Origin of the sequence: Paenibacillus sp. FSL R10-2771 (genome assembly GCF_038000205.1) — a bacterium.
GTDB classification, from domain to species: Bacteria; Bacillota; Bacilli; order Paenibacillales; family Paenibacillaceae; genus Paenibacillus_AQ; species Paenibacillus_AQ phytohabitans.
This window is the reverse complement of the sequence record NZ_JBBOBM010000001.1, coordinates 3,148,137-3,169,951: the sequence shown is the minus strand read 5'-3', so window position 1 is coordinate 3,169,951 and position 21,815 is coordinate 3,148,137. Positions and strand designations below refer to the sequence as shown.

The window sequence follows — 21,815 nt, the reverse complement described above, 5'->3', positions numbered from 1 at the left end:
CAGCTCCTGTACATTGTTATAATAGAAGATACAGGATTGAAGCGCTCTCAGTAGCAGGGTGGCTTTTTCTTTTATATAAGATGGTTAAGATTGAGGAATCTGAAGAGATGAGGAGCGATAGAGCTTGAACAGAACAACCATACTGGAGCGCCTTCAATCACAACTGCATGAGGGTAATCATGTCATTGGTGTCTCGACAGGTACGGGGATTACAGCCAAGGTTGCCGCCCAGAGCGGAGCGGACTTTATATTAATGCTGAACTCCGGCAAGTTCCGCCAGATGGGGAGAAGCTCTCTGGCAGGCTTTTTACCGTTCTGCAACAGCAATGATATGGTGATGGACTTCGGGTCAAGGGAAATCGTACCGCTGGTGAGGCATACTCCCGTGCTCTTCGGGCTGAATGCGAATGATCCCACCAGAGAAATAGCCGGTTATATAATGGATATCAAGGACAAAGGCTTTGCGGGAGTCAATAATTATCCGACAGTCGGCCTGATAGACGGATTGTTCAGAGAGGCTCTGGAAGAAGACGGAATCAGCTATGACAAAGAGGTTGAGGCCATACGACTGGCCCACCGGGAGGAGCTGTTTACGGTGGCCTTCGTATTTGACGAGTCCCAGGCGGTCCAGATGCTCGAGGCGGGGGCAGATGTAATCTGTGCTCATCTCGGCCTGACCGAAGGCGGATTAGTAGGGGCGCGGAAGGTTGTCTCCTTAGAGGCAGCCAAAGCAAGGGCACTGCGCATTTTTGCTGCCTGCGGGCAACTTAAGCCAGATGTGATTAAGATGATTTACGGCGGTCCGGTGAAGACACCCGTCGACGTCCAGTACATGTACAGTAATAACACAGATATTATGGGCTACATTGGCGGCTCTGCCTTCGAACGGATTCCATCCGAGCAGTCGATTACGGCAATTACCCGCGATTTCAAGCGCCTGGGCAAGCTGAATGAGGATGATTTCATGGTCAAAATGCTCAGCGGCATCACAAGGCATTATGATTATGTTGAGTTTGTTAAAGAGTATGTCGCACATAACTACAGCGATGAAGTTGTTTTTGCGGATCTGGCCAAGGTAGCTCATGTATCGCGCAGTTATTTGAGCAGCTTGTTTAAACAAGAGGTGGGCTGCAGCTTTCAGACCTATCTGGTGAGCTTCCGCATCAATAAAGCTGCGACGCTGCTCCAGGCACCGCAGCTTCAATTATCCGAGGTGGCCGCGATGGCAGGGTATCCGGATTATGCCCAATTCAGCAAAATGTTTAAAAAGCTGAAGGGCTGCTCTCCCAAGCAGTACAGATCTAACCTAAACACAAAAACATAGTACATAAAAGCGTTTTCACTCTTAAGTAAGCCCCGTATGATTAGTCTATAGCGCTCGGCTACCGGGATTGAGCACTGTTCCAGATGATCCATATGAGGAGGCAGCAGAATGAAGACCATCGCAATAGCTGGAACGTTTGATACGAAAGGTGAGGAGTATCTATACATTAAGAGGATTGCAGAGGAGCTTGGGCTGGGGACCCTGATGATCCATACAGGCGTGTTCGAGCCGGCCTTTGTTCCGGATGTGTCTAACCGGGAGGTGGCGTACGCCGCAGGCATGGACATAGAGGAGCTTGCAGCAAGGAAGGACCGGGCTTTGGCTACTGAGCTGCTATCCCAAGGATTGGAGAAGCTGATTCCCCAGTTGTACAAGCAGGGGAAATTTGACGGTATCATATCCTTTGGGGGTACCGGCGGAACCTCTCTGGTCGCTCCGGCTATGAGAGCCCTGCCAATTGGCGTTCCGAAGGTATTGGTATCAACGGTTGCATCCGGAAATACAGCTCCATACGTAGGCACAAGCGATATTATCATGATTCCCTCTGTGGTGGATGTCGCAGGCTTGAATTCGATTTCCACAGCAATATTTACAAACGCAATATATGCGATGGCGGGAATGCTTAAATTTGAGCATACGCATATACCGGAGAAGAAACCGCTAGTGGCAGCCACGATGTTCGGAGTAACAACGCCCTGTGTGACAGCGGCAAGAAAATACCTGGAGGAACGGGGCTACGAGGTGCTTGTGTTCCACGCCACAGGTATCGGGGGACAATCAATGGAGGCGCTCATCGAGGCGGGTTTCATTGAAGGGGTACTCGACTTGACGACGACCGAGTGGGCGGATGAGATCATCGGCGGTGTCTTGAATGCGGGGCCGCACCGGTTGGAGGCTGCAGGACGCAAGCGCATTCCGCAGGTCGTTTCGGTGGGCGCTTTGGATATGTGCAATTTTGGACCGGCAGATACCGTGCCGGAGAAATTCAAGGATCATACCTTTTACCAGCATAATCCGACCGTTACCCTGATGAGAACGACAGTGGCGGAGAATGAACAGATCGGAAGGAAGCTGGCAGAGAAGCTGAACATGGCCGAAGAGAGCACCGTGCTGATACTGCCGCTTAGGGGCATTTCCGCAATTGATGTGGAGGGGCAGCCCTTCTACGGGCCGGAGGAGGACCGTATGTTATTCGATAGCCTGCGCCAGCATGTTGACCGCACAAGGGTTGAAGTCATTGAGATGGATTGCGCCATCAACGATCCGGCCTTTGCAGAGGCTGCAGCACTCAAGCTGATCGAACTCATGCATGCACATCGATTTCCTGAATAACAATAAGGAGGATATACGAATGAACAAGCTAAGCAGAACAGAAATTATGGCCAAATTCAAGAATGAGGTGGATCTGGGCAAGATTCTCCTCGGTGTCGGGGCCGGCACAGGGATTACGGCCAAGAGCAGTGAAGCAGGCGGAGCGGATATGCTGATTATATATAATTCCGGCCGTTACAGAATGGCAGGCCGTGGTTCACTGGCGGGCTTGCTGTCCTATGGGGATGCCAATCAGATCGTCGTTGAGATGGGCGCAGAGGTGCTGCCCGTTGTCAAGCATACTCCTGTTCTGGCAGGGGTATGCGGCACAGACCCGTTCCGGGTGATGGAGGTATATCTGAAGCAATTGAAGGAGCAGGGCTTCAGCGGTGTTCAGAACTTCCCTACAGTAGGCTTGATTGATGGGGTATTTAGACAAAATCTGGAGGAAACCGGTATGGGGTACGACTTGGAAGTTGAAATGATCCGTATCGCCCATGAGCTGGATTTACTAACCACCCCGTATGTCTTTGATCCTGTGCAGGCCAAAGCCATGGCGGAGGCGGGTGCTGATATTCTGGTTGCCCACATGGGCTTGACGACGAAGGGCACGATCGGTGCCAGAACAGCACTGACCCTGGACGACTGTGTAGAACGAATTGAAGCGATTATTGAAGCCGGGCGGGCTGTGAACCCGGACATCATGATTATTTGCCACGGCGGACCGATTGCAGAGCCGGAGGATGCCGCTTATGTCATTCAGAGAACGAAGGGCATCGATGGGTTCTTCGGCGCGTCGAGCATTGAGCGCTTTGCGGCAGAGAAGGGCATTACACAGCAGACCGAGTCTTTCAAATCGATTTCGAAATAACTACGGGAAACAGGTCATTGCCTTAAGGGGCTGTCCCAAAAACTACAAAAAGTGAGCAGAGCAGCGATTCTCCCGTTATTGGAGCATCGCTGCTCTGCGTTTTTGGTCATTGGTGGCTTGCTTCAGCAGATTATGAGTAAGCAAAAGCCAACCGATCTCAAGCGTCACTTTTTCCATGCCGCGAAGCAGAAAGCGCCGGAAGTCCCAGTTATTCTTCAGTTGTCCAAATACACTTTCCGGTTCCGTCATGACGTTTCCGAATTGCCTGAATCTTATCCTTTTTCAGGTAGGCGTAGTTTTCTTAACTGCCGTAGCCTGCATCCGCAATCACCGTTCTGGGAAATTCCCCACGATCTGCCGCGCCTTTTCCATGACGGTATCGTCAAGCCGATTAACGGCTGCGTTAATGAGCGCGATCGAGGAGGTTTTCTGGAATGTCTTCTTCCAAGTCCATTGGCAAGCAAAGTTGGTCCATGGACTATTGAATGTACAAAGAAATCGCTCCTTTTGGTAAAGCGGAAGCGTTCGCCTTGGTCTCCGGATTTTCACCGCTAAGGGAAATGAAAAAAATCTGGAGAGCACAGCGATTGGAACAACGGTCCGTTCTCGGAGCATCGCACGTTGAACCTACTCAAAAAAACCAAGGCTGCCTTTTGGGACAGCCCTTATTGAGGTGAGAAACTGCTCCTATTTATTTACTTAAGCCTTTATAGATCCGGGTCTGGTCCGTATAATAAGGATGGGAAAGGAGACCCTTGCCTATCATTAAGGGAAGTATATTTATGGATCAATAGGAGGTATAAAGACTGATGAGGCCTGAAACAAGCGCAAACCCGCCGAGCCTTTTCCGTAACCGGTTCCTGCAGACAATTCTTTTATCAAGCGTGCTGCTGCAGATTGGCATCTGGGTGCGTAATTTTGCTATTCTTCTCTATGTTGCAGACAGAACCAACAATGATCCCTACGCTATTTCCCTGATTAGCGTAGCTGAATTCGCGCCTATTTTTGTGTTTTCATTCATCGGAGGTACGTTTGCCGACCGGTGGCGGCCGAAGCGGACTATGATCTGGTGCGATTCACTATCCGCAGTATCGGTGTTCGCCGTTCTGATGAGCATTCACTTCGGTTCTTGGGAATCCGTGTACCTGGTCGCCTTCATCTCGGCTATTCTTTCCCAGTTCTCACAGCCTTCCAGCATGCGGTTATTTAAATACCATGTGCCTGAAGAACAGCTTCAGCAGGGCATGGCGCTCTTCCAATCGCTGATGGCCATCTTCATGGTGCTTGGGCCCATGCTGGGCACTTTCGTTTATAGCACCTTTGGCCTGGAAACCTCAATCGCTGTAATGGGTGTGGTTTTTCTGCTGTCTGCGCTCGTCCTTGTTCGTCTGCCCGAGGATCAGATGCAATCCCAAACGGTCAAGGTAAAAGGGCAATTCCGTAAAGATTTCATCGAAGGCTTTCGTTATGTCTGGCAGAGCCAGGTGCTGCGTATGCTCGGACTCGCATTTATTCTGGCTGGACTTTCGGTTGGAGTAGCCCAAGCGCTCAATCTGTTTATCGTAACAGAGCGGCTGGGCCGAAGTGAGGAGTTCCTGCAATATATGCTTATGGTGAATGGAGCAGCCATGCTGATCGGGGGAGGGATTGTAGCCGTCTTTGCCAAAAGAGTACCGCCCCAGCTTCTCCTGGCTATAGGCATGCTGACAGGCGCCGTTTGTACCACGATTGTCGGGTTTTCGACAAGCATTCCGCTCACGCTTAGCATCCAGTTTCTAAATGGGCTTGTTTTCCCTTGCATTCATATCGGGATCAGTACGATGATTCTGAAATGGTCACATACATCCATTGTCGGCCGGGTCAACGGAGTGCTGAATCCGATGTTTGTCGGGATGATGGTCGTTTCCATGTCCTTTGCCGGCGCGCTTAAGAACGCTTTTTCACTGAGTACGATCTTTAGCGGAGCAGGGATATTATTCCTCCTCGGCGCAATGGTGATGTTGCCGATCATGAATCAAAAAGCGCCGGATCATACCTCTGCTGCACAAGAAATATAATCTCACGGATAAAGATGGTGTACTTACTTTATTCCCTTCTGATATTGTGTGCAAGATGCGAAGCAGCATTCCCCTTATCGGAGAATCGCTGCTTCATTGACGTTTTACGGGTGCTGCATAAACAGTTCTTAATGGGCTGTAATGCCTGTCAGGGTTCAACCTACTCCTTAACGGCACCAAGCACGATACCCTTGACGAAAAAGCGCTGGAGAAAAGGATAGACCAGCAGGATGGGCAGCATGGCGATGAAAATCTGCGCGGATTTGACGCTCCGGTTGGAGAGCGTTTGCAGATCCTCGAAGCGGATACCGGTCTTGCTGAAGTCCTGCACAACGACGATGGTCTGCAGCAGCGTGGCGAGGGGCCAGCGGTCGGGCGAGGTCATGTAGAGCATGCCGTCAAACCAGGCATTCCAATGGCCCACAAGGGTGAACAGGGACAGGGTGGCGATGGCCGGGAGCGATACGGGCAGATAAATTCTGGACATAATCTGGAAGGAGGTTGCACCGTCCATAATCGCGGCTTCATCCAAGTCTCGCGGCAATGCCCGGAAGAAATTCATCATCAGGATGATATTCCAGACATTGACCAGACCCGGGAGGATGAAGATCCAGAAGGAATTGATCAGGTTGATCTTCTCCATCAGGATATAATGCGGGACCAGCCCGGCGTCAAAGATCATAATAATTAGAAAGAACCATACATAGAAGCTGCGTCCGCGGAATTCCTTGGAATTCCGCGAGAGGGGGAAGGCGGCCAGCACCGTTACGCACATGGCCAGTACCGTGCCGACAGCGCTTCGCAGCACCGAGATTCGAAGTGCCGACAGGAAATTACTATTCTCGAAGGTACGCAGATATCCATCCAAAGAGAAATCCACGGGGATCAGTCCGACAAGGTTGGAATCTGCTGCCGATTTGCCGCTGAGGGACACCGCAAAGATATGAAGCAGCGGCAGCACACAGACCACGGAAATCAACACAAGGAAAGCGATATTGAACAGATAGAATACGCGGTAGGTGGGGTTTTTATGGTACATGAGGCCTTTCCTCCTTCAAATTGACAAGCATCTCAGAAAATCCGGTAATTTGCCCACTTGTAGGCTGAATAGTAGCCTCCTCCAATCATGATGAAGCCGATCACCGACTTGAACAGGCCGACGGCGGTGGACAGGCTATATTGGCCTTCCTGGAAGGAACGGTAGACATACGTATCGATAATATCGCCCTTGTCCAGCACCAGGGAATTGATCAGATTATAGATCTGGTCGAAGTTGGCGTTCAGCATATTACCCAGCGACAAGGTGAAGACCACAACGATGATCGGCAGCATCGAGGGGAGCGTAATGTAGAGAGTCTGCTTCATACGGCCCGCCCCGTCAATCTCTGCCGCTTCGTAGAGCGCGGGATTGATGCCGGACAGTGAAGCCAGGAAGACGATGGCGCTGAAGCCGAATTCCTTCCACAGGTCGCTTAGAATAACGGTGAAGCGGAACCAGTTCCCTTCACTGAGGAACATCACGGGCTGCATGTGGAAGAAGCTGAGCAGCTGGTTCACAATTCCTTCCAGGGACAAGAGATCAAGGAGAATGCCGCCCAGAATCACCCATGACATGAAATGGGGCAGATAGACCAGGGTTTGAACCGAACGCTTAAGCCCCGTCTGGCGGATTTCGTTGAGCAGAAGGGCGAATATCACCGGAACTACGAGCCCGAAGGCGATTTTGAGACAGGAGATAATCAGTGTGTTGAGAATGACCTGCCGGGAATCATGCATCGAGAAAATCAGCTCGAAATTGCTCCAGCCCACCCATGAAGAGCCGGAAATGCCCTGCCAGGGCTTGAAGTCCTGAAAAGCGATGATGATGCCCGGCATAGGGGCATATTTGAATATCAGCGCGATGATGACGGCTGGCACCAGCATAAGATGCAGCCTCCATGTGGCGGCAAACTGCCTGGCTATCGTGCCGGTTCCGGGATTGGCCTTGGGAGCGGCATTGGCCGCCATATCTGTGCCTGGCTTCATACGGGTCTCCTCCTAAATGTCCGCCGCTTGCGGATTCTACCACCATATTAGGCTTGACAATCCTGAACTGTACAGATATAGATATTTAAGGTAACTGTCAATTTGTTAAGGGGGTGCTGCCATGCGGGGATACCGGCCGGTATTTGTCAAAATCACTGCCGTTATTTTTATGCTGATTTTGCCAATGGCTCTGCTCTATACGTATTTCAGTGAGAAGAGTCTTGAAGTCATCGATGGACAGATTACAGATAACAACGAAAGCCGCTTGTTTTTCCTGAAGAATCAGATTGAGTCGAACATCGACCGCTTGTCCTTATCCTCCAGTGTGCTGACGAGAGATTCCTCCATTACGGATTTGCAGCTCAATCTGCTTACCGAGGATTATTATCAGACACTATACTACCAGACACAGGTCAAGGAAAAGCTGCAGCTGCAGAGCCTTTCCAGTAACTGGCGCAACGATCTGTCCGTCTATTTGCCGGAGAGCCGGCGACGTATATCCACAAATCCGGGTGACACGTTCGACATGAAGGAGATGAAGCTGTCTCCCGCGGGTGTATGGAGGCTGCATCCGGGCACCGGTGCGGTGAATCCGTATTATCAGATGTTCGTTTGGGACCCTTATCTTTCGCAGGAGCAGAACCAGGAGCCCGTTGCTGTATTCGAGGTACGGTTCACGGTCGACAATATCCGGCGGATGCTGGGTGACTACAAGCAGGATAATCCCGGCAAAGCTTTTCTGCTCACGGCTTACGGTACAGCTTACGGCGCGGCATCCGCAGACGATGCCGCCGCAAGGGAAACCGGGCGCCGGCTGCTCAAAGACCCGATGAAGGAATCCGGACACCGGAGCCTTGAAATCGGCGGGGAGGATACTTTTATCAGCTATGCATATCTGCCCTCCCTAGGCGCCTATCTGGTGGATTATGTCCCGCTTGATGTTATTCACGCACCGATTGTGCAGAGCCGGAAAATGTTCTATCTCAGCTTTGTTGTTTTGGCCCTGCTGGCGCTTATTGCCTCTTATCTGCTTTACCAGCATGTGCAGAAGCCGGTGTCAGAGGTGGTTAAGGGCTTGCGGAGCTTTGAGCGGGGCAATTATTCCTTTCGCATAAGAAAGCGCTTTAATAACGAATTTGACTACATGCGCCTGCGGTTCAATGAGATGGCCGAGCAGACCCAGCATTTGATCAATGACGTCTATGAGGAGCAGAACCGTTCAAGGCTCGCAACACTGAAGCAGCTGCAGTCCCAGATTCATCCCCACTTTCTGTACAATTGCCTCTCCTTCATCGCCGCCTGCGCCAAGGCAGGGGAAACGGAAACGATCCGGGAGATGGTCTATCATCTGGGTGATTATTACCGCTATACGACACGGGTGGAGAACCAGCGTCCGCTCCTGGAGGAAGAGGTACAACAGGCCAGGAACTATCTGCATATCTACGCCTTCAGACTGGAGCGTCTGGATTTCGGGCTGAATATTCCGATGGAAATGCTGGCTGAGCCAGTCCCCCGGTTGTTTCTGCAGCCTGTAGTGGAGAATGCCATTATCCATGGTGTGGAGCCGCAGCCGGGAGCGGGAACGATACAGGTCACAGGTGTACAAGAAGGGGAGTATAATCTGCTGCAGGTTGAGGACAGCGGGGCGGGCATGACGGAGGAGAAGATCGCCGGCTATATGAAAGAGCTGGAGCTGCCCATGAATGAGCAGACAGGCTGCGGCCTGTGGAATGTCAATCAGCGTCTGAAGCAGCAGTACGGTCCGGGGTCCGGCATCAGGCTGGACGCCTCGCCGGGTCTCGGCGGTTTACGGGTCAGCCTGCGCTGGAAAAGGGAACATGAAGGAGGACAGCCAAGTGAAAATGCAGCTGATGCTCGTCGATGACGAGCCGATGATTCTTAAGAGCATGGTCCAGAATGACTGGGCTTCCGCCGGTGTGGAGCATGTGTATCAGGCAGCATCCGGTCTGGAGGCGGCAGAGCTGCTGAAGCATCATCCGGTCGATATTGTGGTCACGGATATCCGCATGCCCGGGATGGATGGTTTGGCCTTATGCAAGCATGTGCATGAGCATTATCCAAGAACCCGCTGTGTGCTGCTGTCAGGCTTCGGCGAATTTGAATACGCCCGGCAGGCGATTGAGCACCGGACGGTAGGCTATCTGCTGAAGCCGGTCAAGGATGAAGAGCTGCTTGCTGAGGTGAAGCGGGTTGCCGCCGGCCTCCGCACGGAATGGGAGCAGATTGCTTCCCAGGAACGGGCGCGGCGGACCTTGCACCAGCATATGCCGATGCTGCGGTCGGGATTTCTGAATGATCTGCTGTCAGGCCAGCTGCCGGAGAATGGAGCGTTAGCCGAGCGGTTGAAGGAGTACCAGCTCCCCTTCCATGCGGAGGATTCGCTGCTGCTGGTGATGGTGCGGCCCGAGAAGGTATTCGGCAGCGGAGAAGAACCGGATGCCCTGCTGTTTGAATATGCGGTGCGGAATATTGCCGCAGAGATTCTGGAGCCGCACTGTAATGTCTGGCATTGCCGCGATGCCTATGGCTATCTCATCTTTGCGCTGCGCAGCCGGGAGCAACCGCATGAGATGGGTGAAATGGAGGTGAAAACTCTGCATACACAGGCACATGAACTGCAGCTGAAGGTGTCCGGCCTGCTCAAGGGGCAGGTCTCGCTTTTGCTGAGTGAACCGCTGCGATTCCCCATGGAGCTGGCGCAGGTCTACCGCAAGTCGCTGAACGAATTCCGGAAAATCCCGCGCAGTGAGCAGGAATTCCTGGCTATAGCGGGCAGCAACCGGACGGTTGAACGCAGCTTGACCTCACTCTATGCGCCGCCGGCATTCCTGCGGCTGATGGAGGGAGGCCGTTGGGATGAAGTACGCAGCAAGCTGGCCGCCATTGTCCGCGAAATGGAGGAGAAGCTGCTCGATTCCGAAGAGCATCTGGCCGAGCTGTACCATACGCTGGTGAGCGCTTTCCTGGCCATTGCCCACCAGCAGGGAAAGACCCTCATGGAGGCGACATCCGGGAAGGGAGAGATTGGTGAATCAGCCCGGATTATGCGCAGTGCCGGCACCATTGCGGACTGGGCGGAAGAGATATTGTCCTGTCTTGCGCAGTCGGAGAATGCGGAATACAACGATCACAAGCGCCAGCTGCTGGCGAGAATCCACCGCTTCATTGAGGAGAATCTTGCCCGGGATGTCTCCCTGCAGAGCATTGCCGACCACGTGAAGCTCCATGCGGTATATCTGTCCTCCATGTATAAGCAGGAGACGGGCGAGAATCTGAGTGATTACATTATGCGTTACCGGATGGAGCAGGCGGCGGTGCTGCTGCGCTCTACGGAGATCCGGATTTATGAGCTGGCCGCCCGGCTGGGCTTCCAGAATCCTCCGTACTTCAGCAAGCTGTTCAAGAACTATTACGGGATCACACCGCAGGAATACCGGGAACGCCTGCTGTAACAATGCTTAAGAATTTAGCATATCACCTTAAATCTTTCTCTCTTACTCCCGTGAAAGCGTTGTAATAAGATGAATGCGTCAGAGATTACAGGAACACAGGGAGGCACTTGCATGAAGAGGACAAAAAAAAGGTTCGCGCTGCTATTGTCGGCAACGCTGCTGCTGTCGCTGCCCACAGCTTGTTCACCGAGCAGCAGCAACGGGGCTGCCGGCACAGCACCGCCGGTATCCGCCCAGCCGTCTGCGCCTGCGGAGGCGGAGGGAGACGCTGCCCGGATTGAAGGGATCAGGGATGGAACATACCGCTTCGAAACTCCGGTCACCATCACTACCGTTACAGCCACGGATTCCAGCTTCAAGTACAAAAACGGGGAGACACTGAGCGACAATGTGCATACCCGTTGGGCGAAGGAGCAGCTGGGGATTGATATCCAGCATCTGTGGGAGGTGCCCGGCGAGCAGTTCGCCACCAAGATGCGGCTGATGCTGACAGCCAAGCAGGAGCTGCCGGATGTCGTCACAACGATGGATATCGGACTGATGAATGAGCTGATCGAATCCGGAGCCTACAAGGATGTTTCAGCGGATTTCGACAAGTATGCCTCGGACCGTGTGAAGGAGATCTTCAGCTCCCACCCGCTGATCTGGAGCCAGGTTACCTTCGAGGGTAAGCATATGGGCCTGCCTTACTTCGCCAATGCCGGTAACGATAATGCTGTCATGTGGGTCCGCCAGGATTGGCTGGACGAACTGGGGATGCAGGCTCCATCAACCTTTGAGGAGCTGGAGGCCTTCATGCAGGCGCTGCTTGATAAGAAGCCGGGCAATACGGATTCCATCATTCCGCTGGGCGTGAGTCTCGGCTCGGGCGGCGGCCACCCGAATCCGCTGGCAGGCTGGCTCGGGGAGAGCACCTGGATCTTCGGGCCGTTCGGAACCGTTCCTTACCAGTGGAACCAGGGCGCGGACGGTAAGCTGGTGCACGGTTCGACCGTACCGGAGATGAAGAAAGGCCTTGAGGTAATGCGGAACTGGTACCAGAAGGGCTATATCTCCAAGGAGGCCGGGCTGCACGATGAGAACAAGCTCGCCGAGCTGATTGGCCAGGGACGGGTAGGGGTTGTGGTGGCTCCATATTGGCTGGGCAGCTGGCCGGTTCCGGACCTGCAGAAGAACGTGCCGGGAGCGACAATGAAGCCGTACCCCATTCCCGCTGAGAATGGCAAGGCGGGAGCGCGGGATACCACGTTCCTGAAGGGAGGGATGCTCGTAAGGGAAGGCTTTGAGCATACCGATGCTCTGTTCCTGTATCTTAACCGTCTGTTCGCCGGAGTGGACAAAGAACCAGGCAGCGAATTCGAGCACGGCTGGGCCGAAGACTATGACTATACCCTCAAGGCGGACGGAACAGTCTCCACAGTTAGCGAGGATATCCCCGGAGGCTCGGTAGGGGTCTACAAATACTTCCTGTATGAGCCAAAGGACCCGTTCAGTGTGCTGCAGCAATCCGCAGACAAAGGGGATTTGCTGGAACAGGGAAATCTTACAGACGCTGAAGCTGCGGCTCTTGGCAATCCCGATATTCTGAAGGCGGCGCAGATCGTCGTCGATGGATGGGCCAAGGACAGCTACTGGGCGCCCAAGTTCCTGGGTGCCAGTACACCGGCGATGCAGTCCAAGGGAGGCATCACGACGAAGCTTGAAGGAGAGGCGATCATGGCGATCATCTACGGCCGCAAGCCGCTGGAGGATTTCGATACATTCGTCAAGGAATGGTACAGCATTGGCGGAGAGCAGATGACGAAGGAAGCCAATGAATGGTTTGACAGCACGAAGTGACGGCGAACCCAGCAGGAGTTATCCGGGCTAAAGCTGCCTGCTGCAGGAGTCTAGCCGGAAGGAGGAGGAGAAACGGACGGGAAGCCGGGATCATCTCCTCCTTTTTGCTTGTTTGGACAATAGGCAACTTATCTATACCTGCAAAGGAAGAAGGAAAGAGGCTATGAAGTGGACAAAAAGCAGAGCCGCCGCAGCTTCGGGTGTCCCGCTGTGTCTGGCCGTTATCCTGCTGTTAAGCGGAGGCGGAGTCCCGGAAAGGCTCGTTGGGCCTGAGGGAAAGGAGAATGCTTCCGCCAAGGCCCAGCGCATAACGGAGCGGATGGCAACGGACCCCGAGGTGGCACGGATCAACGGGTATGCAGTGACCGCGGCGGAACTGAAGTATGCGATGGGACTCCAGCGCACGCAGGTGATTGAGTACTTCCGGGATACTTACAACCAGGCTTATGAAGGGAACTTCTGGGAGCTGGAGATTGGCGGGGAGAATCCGCTGGAGATGCTCAAGCGTGAGGCGCTTACCTCCTGGACTCGAAGCCGGATTCTGCTGGAGATGGGTCATGAAGAAGGGCTTGTTGACAGCACGGACTTTGGCGGGCTGCTCTCTGAGATGGAACGCGAGAACAAACGGCGGGCTCAGGCTGCTGTTGCCGGGATAGCGGTGTTTGGTCCGGCCGAGCTGGATGAAGGCAGCTTCATTCCCTACTATTTGAGCAATCTGGAGGTTGCGCTTCGGGAGAGGATGACAGTGCCTGGGGAACACGGACGGGATGATGAACCGGCACGGGAGGATCAGGTTAGCAGCATTCCTGAGGAACAGGAGCTTACGTTTACCCGCATTTCCATAGCATACCGGAGCAAAGGGCAAGGTGTAGCGGATAACAAGCCGGGAACACAACAGCTTCTGTCTGAGGTGCGTCAGTTGCTTCTTGAGGGCAGAAGCCCGGAAGAGGCGATTTCAGAACTGAGAAATGATAACGCTTCCTTTCCTGACTTGACTCTTAGCAGTGAAAGTCTGGACAGCGCAAACGCCAGAGTGTATTTCCGCGAGCAGGGCCAGCTGTACGCCTGGCTGACCGGTGAGCGGGAGTCCGGCGAGATCAGCCCGGTCATGGATGAAGGCTTCACAGGGGAATGGGTAATGGCGGTGCTTGGCGATGTAAAACCGCAGAAGCCAGAAACAGTAGCGGAGGAGCGGAAAGGGAAAGCGGCGGCGGAGACAGGCTTCGGGCGGAAACTGGAGCAGCGAATCCGTTCCGCCCGGATTGAGCTAACGGAGCCGGGATATTCCGGCCTGCAAATGCAGTAGCATACCATTCATATCGGGAGGTTTAAGACAAGATGACAAGAAGACCATGGCATCAGATGAACAAGCTGATTTTGACGGCAATCCTGATTCTGGCATCTGTACTGTCTGTATTAGTCCCGTCAACGGTCCGTGCAGACGGTACATCCTATTATGTCGATTCGGCAGGGGGCAGCGACAGCAACACAGGCAGCTCCGATGCCCAGGCCTGGAAGACCCTGGACAAAGTGAACGCCACAGTTTTTCAGCCTGGGGACCGCATTCTGTTCAAGGCGGGCGGAGTCTGGACGGGGACGCTGTCACCCCAGGGCTCCGGCAGCGAAGGCAGCCCGATTCAGATTGACCGGTACAGCGAAGGGGCCAAGCCGTTGATTGCAGGTGGTGGTGCCGCCGCTGCCGTATATTTCTACAATCAGGAGCAGTGGGAGGTCCGTAATCTCGAGATTACAAATAATGCAGCCAGTCCGGGCGAGCGCAGAGGCATTCATGTCAGCGGCAGCAGCGGCAGCTGGACCAATCCCAAGGTCTATAAGCATTTCGTGTTCGAGAATCTCGATATCCATCAGGTCAAAGGGACAACAGCCACCGATTATGTGCATAACGGCGGAATTATCGTCTGGGGTCCGGACTGGGATCTTCATGTGTCGGACGTGGTCATCAAGAATAACCGCATCTATTCGCTCGACAGTGTAGGAATCTATCTGAATGGAGCACAGCGTACCTACTCCACCGGTCTTAAGGTGCAGAATAATGTCATTAACGATGTGGCTGCCGACGGGGCGGTTGTGCTCAATACGACGGGCGGGGTCATCGAGCATAATGTGGTGTACGATACCCATGTCCGAGCGTCCGGGTATCATGTGCCGCTGTGGGTATGGGGCACGAAGGATGCGGTCATCCAGTTCAATGAAGTGTACAACACCGCCCCCGGCGGCGACGCGATGGCCTACGATGCGGATTATAACAGTGACGGCACTATTATCCAGTACAACTACAGTCACCATAATGCAGGGGGGATGGTACTGGTCGTCAATGACGGGACAGCTGCCTCCAATTACAATACCAATGCGGTCGTCCGCTATAATATCAGCGAGAATGACGGCGGGGCGGTGTTCAATCTGAACGGCCCGGTCAGCGGCGCGAAGTTCTATAATAATACGGTCTATCTGCCGCTCACTTCCAGCACTAAGGTGGTCAATTACGGCTTTTGGGATGGCTATGCTTCAAATACGGCCTTTTACAACAACCTGATCTATAATCTGGGCACCGGGGGATATCAGTTCGGCTCCAGCACCGGAAACATATTCGATAATAATCTGTTCTATGGCAACCATCCATCCAGCGAACCGGCTGACCCGCACAAAATCACCGCTGATCCGAAGCTCGCTTCTCCAGGCTCAGGCGGCATTGGACGCGGCACGCTGGCGGGCTATCAGCTGCTGAATACCTCTCCGGCCATTGGCAGCGGCAGAATCATCAGCGGCAACGGCGGAAGTGATTATTTCGGCAACCCTGTTCCGGCAGGCACTGCTCCCAATATTGGGGCATACCAGGGAGCGGGGCTGGATCCGAACAATCTGCCTCCACTGCCGCAGCCGCCTTCCCAGAATAATCTGCTGCTTAATCCGGGGTTTGAGACAGGTGATTTCAGCAACTGGCCGCTCCATTACAATGGAGCTTCTATCGTGAATACCGGAGCGCACAACGGTGCCTACGCTGCGGCACTTACCGGCAACTATGCCGGAATGGAGCAGAACATTGGCGGACTGCATCCGAACACCATGTATAAGCTGTACGCTTATGGCGCAGCCAGCGGCGGCGGCTCAGCCGTATTCGGAGTGAAGAACCACGGCAACGCCGAACAGAGTGTCTATATGACTGCAGCGGCTTATACCCGCAAGGAAATTACATTTACGACAGGGGCCTCCAGCACCAGCGCTACAATTTTTCTGTACAAAGCCGGAGGGGCGGGACAAGTGACGTTCGACGATCTGGAATTGATTCAATTCAGCGCATCTCCTGCCGGTCCCGCCGAACCGGTGTTCACCGAAGGCGGAAGTGACGAATTCGCCGGGCCGGATCTGGACGGTCAGTGGACTTGGGTACGTGAGAACAGCGCAGCCTGGTCGCTGACGGCTAATCCCGGCTCTATGCGGATTACTGCCGAGAACGGAGAAATCGCAGAGGGGTCTGCAACGGCCAAGAATCTTCTGCTCACCGGAGCGCCTGAAGGGGACTGGACCTTAGAGACTAAGCTGACGGGATTACCGGCGTCCCCATGGGCCCAGGGCGGACTGATTGTCTATGAGAGCGATGCGACCTTCGTCCGGATTACCCGGATGTACGGCACCGGCAACGAATTCCAGTTCACTGCGCAAAAAGACACCGTGCGGCAGCATGTCGAAACTGCCGATACCCTGGGATCGGCGGTATACCTTAGACTCGTAAAGACGGGCAATACGTACAGCGGCTTCTATTCCGCTGACGGTGTGAGCTACCAGCAGGCCGGAGCGGATCAGACAGTGGAAATTGCGGAGCCTAAGATCGGCCTGTTCACGGGAGGCGGTACAGGATTTACGGCGAACTATGATTATTTCCGGTTCATTCCCGTGGAGACCGAACCGGAACCGGAGCCGGTCAACCTGCTGCAGAATCCCGGCTTCGAGATCGGTGATTTCACCGGCTGGGCAGTCCATTATAATGGTGCTGCGATCTCAGACACTGCCCCGTATACAGGGAACTATGCTGCCCGGCTGAGCGGGCAGGCTTCAGGCATGGAGCAGACGGTCTCCAGCCTGCTTCCGGACACGACCTACAGGCTGTCCGGCTTAGGACAAAGTGCAGACGGTGGTGTAGCGGTATTTGGGGTCAAGAATTACGGCGGCACATTCACGGATGCCTGGGGCTTCGAGCAGGGCACAGGATATGTGCACAAAGAAATTGAATTCACAACAGGAAGCGCCAACACCAGCGCCACGATTTATCTGTATAAAGGCAGCGCCGCCGGTGAAGTCCATTTCGACGACCTGGTGCTGTCGGCGGTGCAGCAGTAGAAGCCAAGGTAACACAATAGATCAATAACCGTATTGAAGCGGTGAAGTGGATTACGATAATTCCGGTATAACCGGCAATCAAAAGGGACGGTTCTTCGAGTCACTTCAGTGACTTAAAGGACCGCTCTTTTTTTAAAAAAACGAGGCTAACAAACCGAAAGTGGAGACAATCTATCATAATTTTATTTAACACCGGCTTTCAGTTTATTACTCAGTATGGATCAACTTTATATTAGGATTAATCATTGGATTGATGGAAGCGCTGCTATATACTTTCATTGTAAAATCAATGTCAGTATATTAAGGGGCTGCAGCAATGAGAGAACTTAAGGGTAAGCATGTCGTTCTTCATGATAATGATCTGACACGCAGGGAGGAAGCAAACCGGCGGTATTTAATGAAACTGACGAATGATAATCTCCTGTTTAACTATAAAGTAGAAGCGGGAAGATATCATGGCAGAGATATTCCAGAGGATGCACATGGGGGATGGGAGACGCCAGTCTGTCAGATCCGGGGACATTTTCTTGGACATTGGCTGTCTGCGGCAGCTATGCGGTTTCATGAGACTGGCGATCTGGAACTCAAGCTCAAAGCGGATCTCATCCTGGACGAGCTTGCCGAATGCCAGAAGGACAACGGTGGACAATGGGCAGCGCCTATTCCGGAGAAATATTTACACTGGGTTGCTCAAGGTAAAGCGATATGGGCTCCGCAGTATAATATCCATAAGTTATTTATGGGACTGGTGGATATGTACCAATTCACCGGCAGTCAACAAGCGCTCGAGGTGGCCGATCGTTTTGCAGACTGGTTCGTCACATGGAGCACTACCTTCACCAGAGAGAAATTCGATGACATTCTGGACATGGAGACAGGCGGGATGCTTGAGGCTTGGGCGGACCTGCTCCATATTACAGGGAATGCTAAATACAAGACCTTGCTGGAGCGTTATTACCGCAGCAGACTTTTCCGCCCGTTACTGGAGAACAAAGACCCTTTGACCAACATGCATGCCAACACCACCATTCCTGAAGTACTCGGCTGTGCCAGAGCTTACGAGGTCACCGGCGAACAACGCTGGATGGACATTGTCACTGCCTACTGGAAATGTGCGGTTACGGAGAGAGGCACTCTGGCAACTGGCGGAAATACGGCAGGCGAAGTGTGGATGCCCAAAATGAAGATCAAAGCACGCCTCGGGGATAAGAATCAGGAGCACTGTACGGTTTATAATATGATTCGTCTGGCAGAGTTTCTTTTCCGGCATACATCAGATCCGGCATATGCGCAGTATATTGAATATAATCTGTACAACGGTATTATGGCTCAAGCCTACTACCAGGAATATCATCTGACCGGCAACCGGCACGACAATCCCGGAACAGGGCTGCTTACCTATTTTCTGCCGATGAAGGCAGGCTTACGGAAGGATTGGAGTTCGGAGACCGATAGCTTCTTCTGCTGCCACGGAACGATGGTACAAGCCAATGCAGCATTGAACAGAGGCATTTATTATCAGAATCACAACGATGTCTATGTATGCCAGTATTTCCATTCAGAGCTGACCACAGAGATCAATGGAGAGAATGTCCGCATTCATCAATCTCAGGATCATATGAGCGGAAGCATGCTGAACTCTTCGAATACCGCAGGACAGCAGGAATTGAATGAGGTTACAGCGCTTCACGAGAATCTGCCGAATTATAAAAAGTATGATTTCGTTGTCCATACCGGCTCTGCCCAAGCGTTTGCCCTCCATTTGCGCATACCGGACTGGATCCTGTCGGAAGCCGTCATCTATGTGAACGATCAGCTTCACGGGAAATCTGCGGATCATAGTGCATTCTATACCCTGCTGCGAAATTGGAGGGACGGCGATCGAGTCAGTATCATTCTGCCTGTCGGGATCCGCTTCATTCCTCTGCCGGACGACGAACAGACAGGTGCGTTTCGTTTTGGTCCTGAAGTTCTGGCTGGGATTTGTGAGAATGAGAGGATTCTCTTTACACAGCTAGATGATGTTGCCTCTGAGTTGATCATGGAAAATGAACGGGAGTGGGGCAGCTGGCGCTATTTCTTCAAGACGGCCAATCAGGACCCGGGAATTCAGCTGAGAAGAATTCGCGATATCGGTTATGAACCCTATCAAGTGTACTTCACGGTAAAAAAAGCTTAGTCGCTTATTGTTGAAATAACCACCTGCGTAAGTTATAGTGGCTGACCATCATTATAGGCTGCTTGAAAGGATGCCATGATTAGTGGCATCTTTTTGCGCTGCAGATTGGCCATATGAGTCAGCAGCAGCCCGTTCGTACCATAGTATCTTAAAGTCACCCTGCCCTCAAACCGCATAGAATTCTATATTTTGGAATGTTAGACTTCTTGGTAAGCACTGAAGATATAAATGTTGATCGGGAGGATTGTTGTCTGAAATATAAGAATAATCCTGCTGAGCTGCTTGAAAGGGGTGAAATACTGTTTTTGTACATAAAAAATATTTGTAGAATAGGAGAGAATAAAATGATTGATTTATTACAGTTACAAAAAAGAGTTTATCAGAATAAAGTTGCGAAAGGATTTAATGTTACAGATATTTTCCAGGAATTCTGTTTCATATATGGTGAATTGTCAGAGGCTTGCGAAGCTTATCTGAAAAAGAAAGACGATTTGGGGGAAGAACTGGCTGATGTTGCACTCTACTTAATAGGACTTTCGGAGCTTCTGGGAATTAACCTGGAAGAAGAGATCATACATAAAATGGAGAAAAACGAAAAAAGAATATACGAGAATAAAGATGGTGTGCTTACAAAAGTAAAAGAATAATATATAGATTTCATGCAATATGGTTTTAAGCAGTTGATCGATCCCTTTTACACCAAACAGGCCAATGATCTTGAGGATCATTGGCCTGTTATTCTGTTCTTAGTAGACGCCTACCGCATTGTAAGCTTTGGTTACGGCAGTTACTTGAGCCGAGCCTGCTCCAAACAATTCCGTAGCCGATTGAATGATTGCTGTGCGTGCAGCAGAGAAGTTGGATGAGGTCGTAAGGTAATATACAAGTGCATTGTAATAGATTTGAACGGCATCCTCACGGCCGATACCTGTGACCGTTACACCGTTAAACGTACCGCCTTGGGCAGCCAGATAGAAAGCTTTGTTATTAATCCCGCTGTTCGTATGCACACCGCCTTCATCACCGGTACCGGTATAGCGGTCGCTGTATTTGTCAGGCTGTCCGTACAATGGGGGATTAGCCAGTGAGCGGAGTGCGTCACCCGCTACACCCGGTGTATATACTTTATCGCCGATCAGCCAGTTCGCACCTTCAATTGAATTTCCGATAATGTCGGAGAAGGACTCATTCAGTGCCCCTGGTTCTCCATAGTATTCAAGATTGGATGTTTTCTCAGTTACACCATGCGTCAGCTCGTGGCCCACAACATCCAAGTCACCGGACAGCAGTGTAAAGGTAGATCCATCTCCATCACCGAAAACAATTTGCGCACCGTTCCAAAAAGCGTTGTTATAGGAAGTATAGTAATGGACGGTGGAACGGATCTGCAGTCCGTTGTTGTCCAGGCTGTTGCGGCCGAAATGCTGGAGATAATAATCATAGGTTCTTTCAGCATACGTGTGGGCATCAACCGCGGCTTTGTCTGTCCAGACATTGTTGGTGCTGGTTAAGAGCGTCCCCGGAAGAGAGGTCTTGTTTTTAGCGGTATACGTCACAATGCCCTTGCCGCGGGTACTGTCATAGAGCTGATAGGTAGAACCCGAGAGGCGTGTCTCGAACGTTTTGGTATCTCCAAACACTCCAGTACCCGTACCCGTCAGGTTCTCTAAAATATTATATTTGAACAGTACGCTGCCATTCTCCGCAGAAATGAAGTACCGTATCCGCAAAGGCTCGGGCTCCAGAACATTCACTTCCGTTTTATAGGCTAATTTAGGTTCTCCGTCAACAATGAAATAATATAAATCCGCTGTAGGAGTAACTTGCGGCTCACCAAGCGGTCCATGTTCCAGCGTGGCATCCTGCTCGGCTGCCAGAATGGCATCTGCTCCGGAAATGGTTTGGAGCTGAATCAGCGGCTGCGGAATCGTCTGGTAAACATCTTCAACTACGCTTCCCAGCAGGGAGGTAACGTTGCCGGCTTTGTCGATATGCAGAGTTTGATCAGCTCCATATACCGGTATCCCCGAGATATACTGGCTTAACCGGTAGTGCTGGCTGCCGGTCTTGCTGTTTGTATTTTGCTCTGAAATTTTGAATTTTCCCCGAATATCCTCTTTAGCCGAAAGATGCAGGTTACCTTTCACACTTTCAAGATATCCCCATACTTTGTCCTCAGAAGCGGAGCCAGCAGGAGCTTTCCAGGATTGGTCCGTAATCGAAATAGGGGACGAGCCTGAGAAGAGTTCTACAGGATTATTGCGTTCATTGTTTTCAGCAGCAGTGCCCACCGAGGCAAAGGATCCAAGTGCTACAACACCTGCAAGAAGTGAAGCTACAGTCTTTTTCATAATTAATACTCCTCCGATCAAAATGGTTG

Annotated in this window: 14 protein-coding genes and 1 pseudogene; 11 read left to right on the top strand and 4 right to left on the bottom strand. The window is 52.2% G+C overall.

Annotation, left to right across the window (positions count from 1 at the left end):
- Positions 1–124: 124 nt before the first annotated feature.
- The 3 genes from NSU14_RS13630 to NSU14_RS13620 all read left to right on the top strand — a co-directional run bounded on the left by NSU14_RS13630 (position 125) and on the right by NSU14_RS13620 (position 3,506).
- Positions 125–1,324: a phosphoenolpyruvate hydrolase family protein gene (locus NSU14_RS13630; protein ID WP_340945451.1), complete on the top strand. Its 1,200-nt coding sequence runs from the start codon at positions 125–127 to the stop codon at positions 1,322–1,324.
- A 108-nt stretch (positions 1,325–1,432) separates the two neighbouring features.
- On the top strand, positions 1,433–2,656 hold the full coding sequence (locus NSU14_RS13625; RefSeq protein ID WP_076243144.1) for a Tm-1-like ATP-binding domain-containing protein: 1,224 nt from the start codon (positions 1,433–1,435) through the stop codon (positions 2,654–2,656).
- A gap of 46 nt (positions 2,657–2,702) precedes the next feature.
- Complete coding sequence (locus tag NSU14_RS13620) at positions 2,703–3,506, top strand: phosphoenolpyruvate hydrolase family protein (protein ID WP_371916264.1); 804 nt, start codon at positions 2,703–2,705, stop codon at positions 3,504–3,506.
- 75 nt (positions 3,507–3,581) lie between these two features.
- Here NSU14_RS13620 and NSU14_RS13615 read toward each other — a convergent pair.
- Positions 3,582–3,755 (bottom strand): annotated as a pseudogene (locus NSU14_RS13615) (transposase); the annotation flags it as partial.
- A 560-nt stretch (positions 3,756–4,315) separates the two neighbouring features.
- Between NSU14_RS13615 and NSU14_RS13610 the strand changes: the two are divergent.
- The gene (locus NSU14_RS13610) at positions 4,316–5,563 is read left to right on the top strand and encodes an MFS transporter (RefSeq protein WP_336100290.1); all 1,248 of its coding nucleotides are present in this window, start codon (positions 4,316–4,318) and stop codon (positions 5,561–5,563) included.
- Between the two features lie 160 nt (positions 5,564–5,723).
- Here the strand turns inward: NSU14_RS13610 and NSU14_RS13605 are convergent, their stop codons facing one another.
- Positions 5,724–6,602 carry a carbohydrate ABC transporter permease gene (locus NSU14_RS13605; RefSeq protein WP_076243141.1) on the bottom strand — a complete coding sequence of 293 codons (879 nt, stop codon included), beginning with the start codon at positions 6,600–6,602 and terminating at the stop codon, positions 5,724–5,726.
- 32 nt (positions 6,603–6,634) lie between these two features.
- On the bottom strand, positions 6,635–7,570 hold the full coding sequence (locus NSU14_RS13600; RefSeq protein WP_083705389.1) for an ABC transporter permease: 936 nt from the start codon (positions 7,568–7,570) through the stop codon (positions 6,635–6,637).
- A 139-nt stretch (positions 7,571–7,709) separates the two neighbouring features.
- Between NSU14_RS13600 and NSU14_RS13595 the strand changes: the two genes are divergently transcribed.
- The 7 genes from NSU14_RS13595 to NSU14_RS13565 all read left to right on the top strand — a co-directional run bounded on the left by NSU14_RS13595 (position 7,710) and on the right by NSU14_RS13565 (position 20,082).
- Positions 7,710–9,473 carry a cache domain-containing sensor histidine kinase gene (locus NSU14_RS13595; RefSeq protein ID WP_340945440.1) on the top strand — a complete coding sequence of 588 codons (1,764 nt, stop codon included), beginning with the start codon at positions 7,710–7,712 and terminating at the stop codon, positions 9,471–9,473.
- A complete protein-coding gene (locus NSU14_RS13590) occupies positions 9,451–11,061 on the top strand; it encodes a response regulator transcription factor (RefSeq protein WP_340948938.1) in 1,611 nt (536 codons plus the stop codon). The genes NSU14_RS13595 and NSU14_RS13590 overlap by 23 nt, the downstream gene beginning before the upstream one ends.
- Positions 11,062–11,172: 111 nt before the next feature.
- On the top strand, positions 11,173–12,900 hold the full coding sequence (locus NSU14_RS13585) for an extracellular solute-binding protein (RefSeq protein WP_340945437.1): 1,728 nt from the start codon (positions 11,173–11,175) through the stop codon (positions 12,898–12,900).
- Between the two features lie 163 nt (positions 12,901–13,063).
- Complete coding sequence (locus tag NSU14_RS13580) at positions 13,064–14,206, top strand: hypothetical protein (RefSeq protein ID WP_340945434.1); 1,143 nt, start codon at positions 13,064–13,066, stop codon at positions 14,204–14,206.
- Between the two features lie 32 nt (positions 14,207–14,238).
- The gene (locus NSU14_RS13575; protein WP_340945431.1) at positions 14,239–17,256 is read left to right on the top strand and encodes a beta-xylosidase family glycoside hydrolase; all 3,018 of its coding nucleotides are present in this window, start codon (positions 14,239–14,241) and stop codon (positions 17,254–17,256) included.
- A gap of 316 nt (positions 17,257–17,572) precedes the next feature.
- On the top strand, positions 17,573–19,435 hold the full coding sequence (locus tag NSU14_RS13570; protein ID WP_340945427.1) for a beta-L-arabinofuranosidase domain-containing protein: 1,863 nt from the start codon (positions 17,573–17,575) through the stop codon (positions 19,433–19,435).
- A 344-nt stretch (positions 19,436–19,779) separates the two neighbouring features.
- Complete coding sequence (locus NSU14_RS13565) at positions 19,780–20,082, top strand: MazG-like family protein (protein ID WP_197074245.1); 303 nt, start codon at positions 19,780–19,782, stop codon at positions 20,080–20,082.
- A gap of 99 nt (positions 20,083–20,181) precedes the next feature.
- On the opposite strand, the gene NSU14_RS13560 is transcribed toward NSU14_RS13565, so the two are convergent.
- Positions 20,182–21,786 (bottom strand): M4 family metallopeptidase, encoded by a 1,605-nt coding sequence (locus tag NSU14_RS13560; RefSeq protein ID WP_336100285.1) that lies wholly within the window; start codon positions 21,784–21,786, stop codon positions 20,182–20,184.
- Between the last annotated feature and the right edge of the window lie 29 nt (positions 21,787–21,815).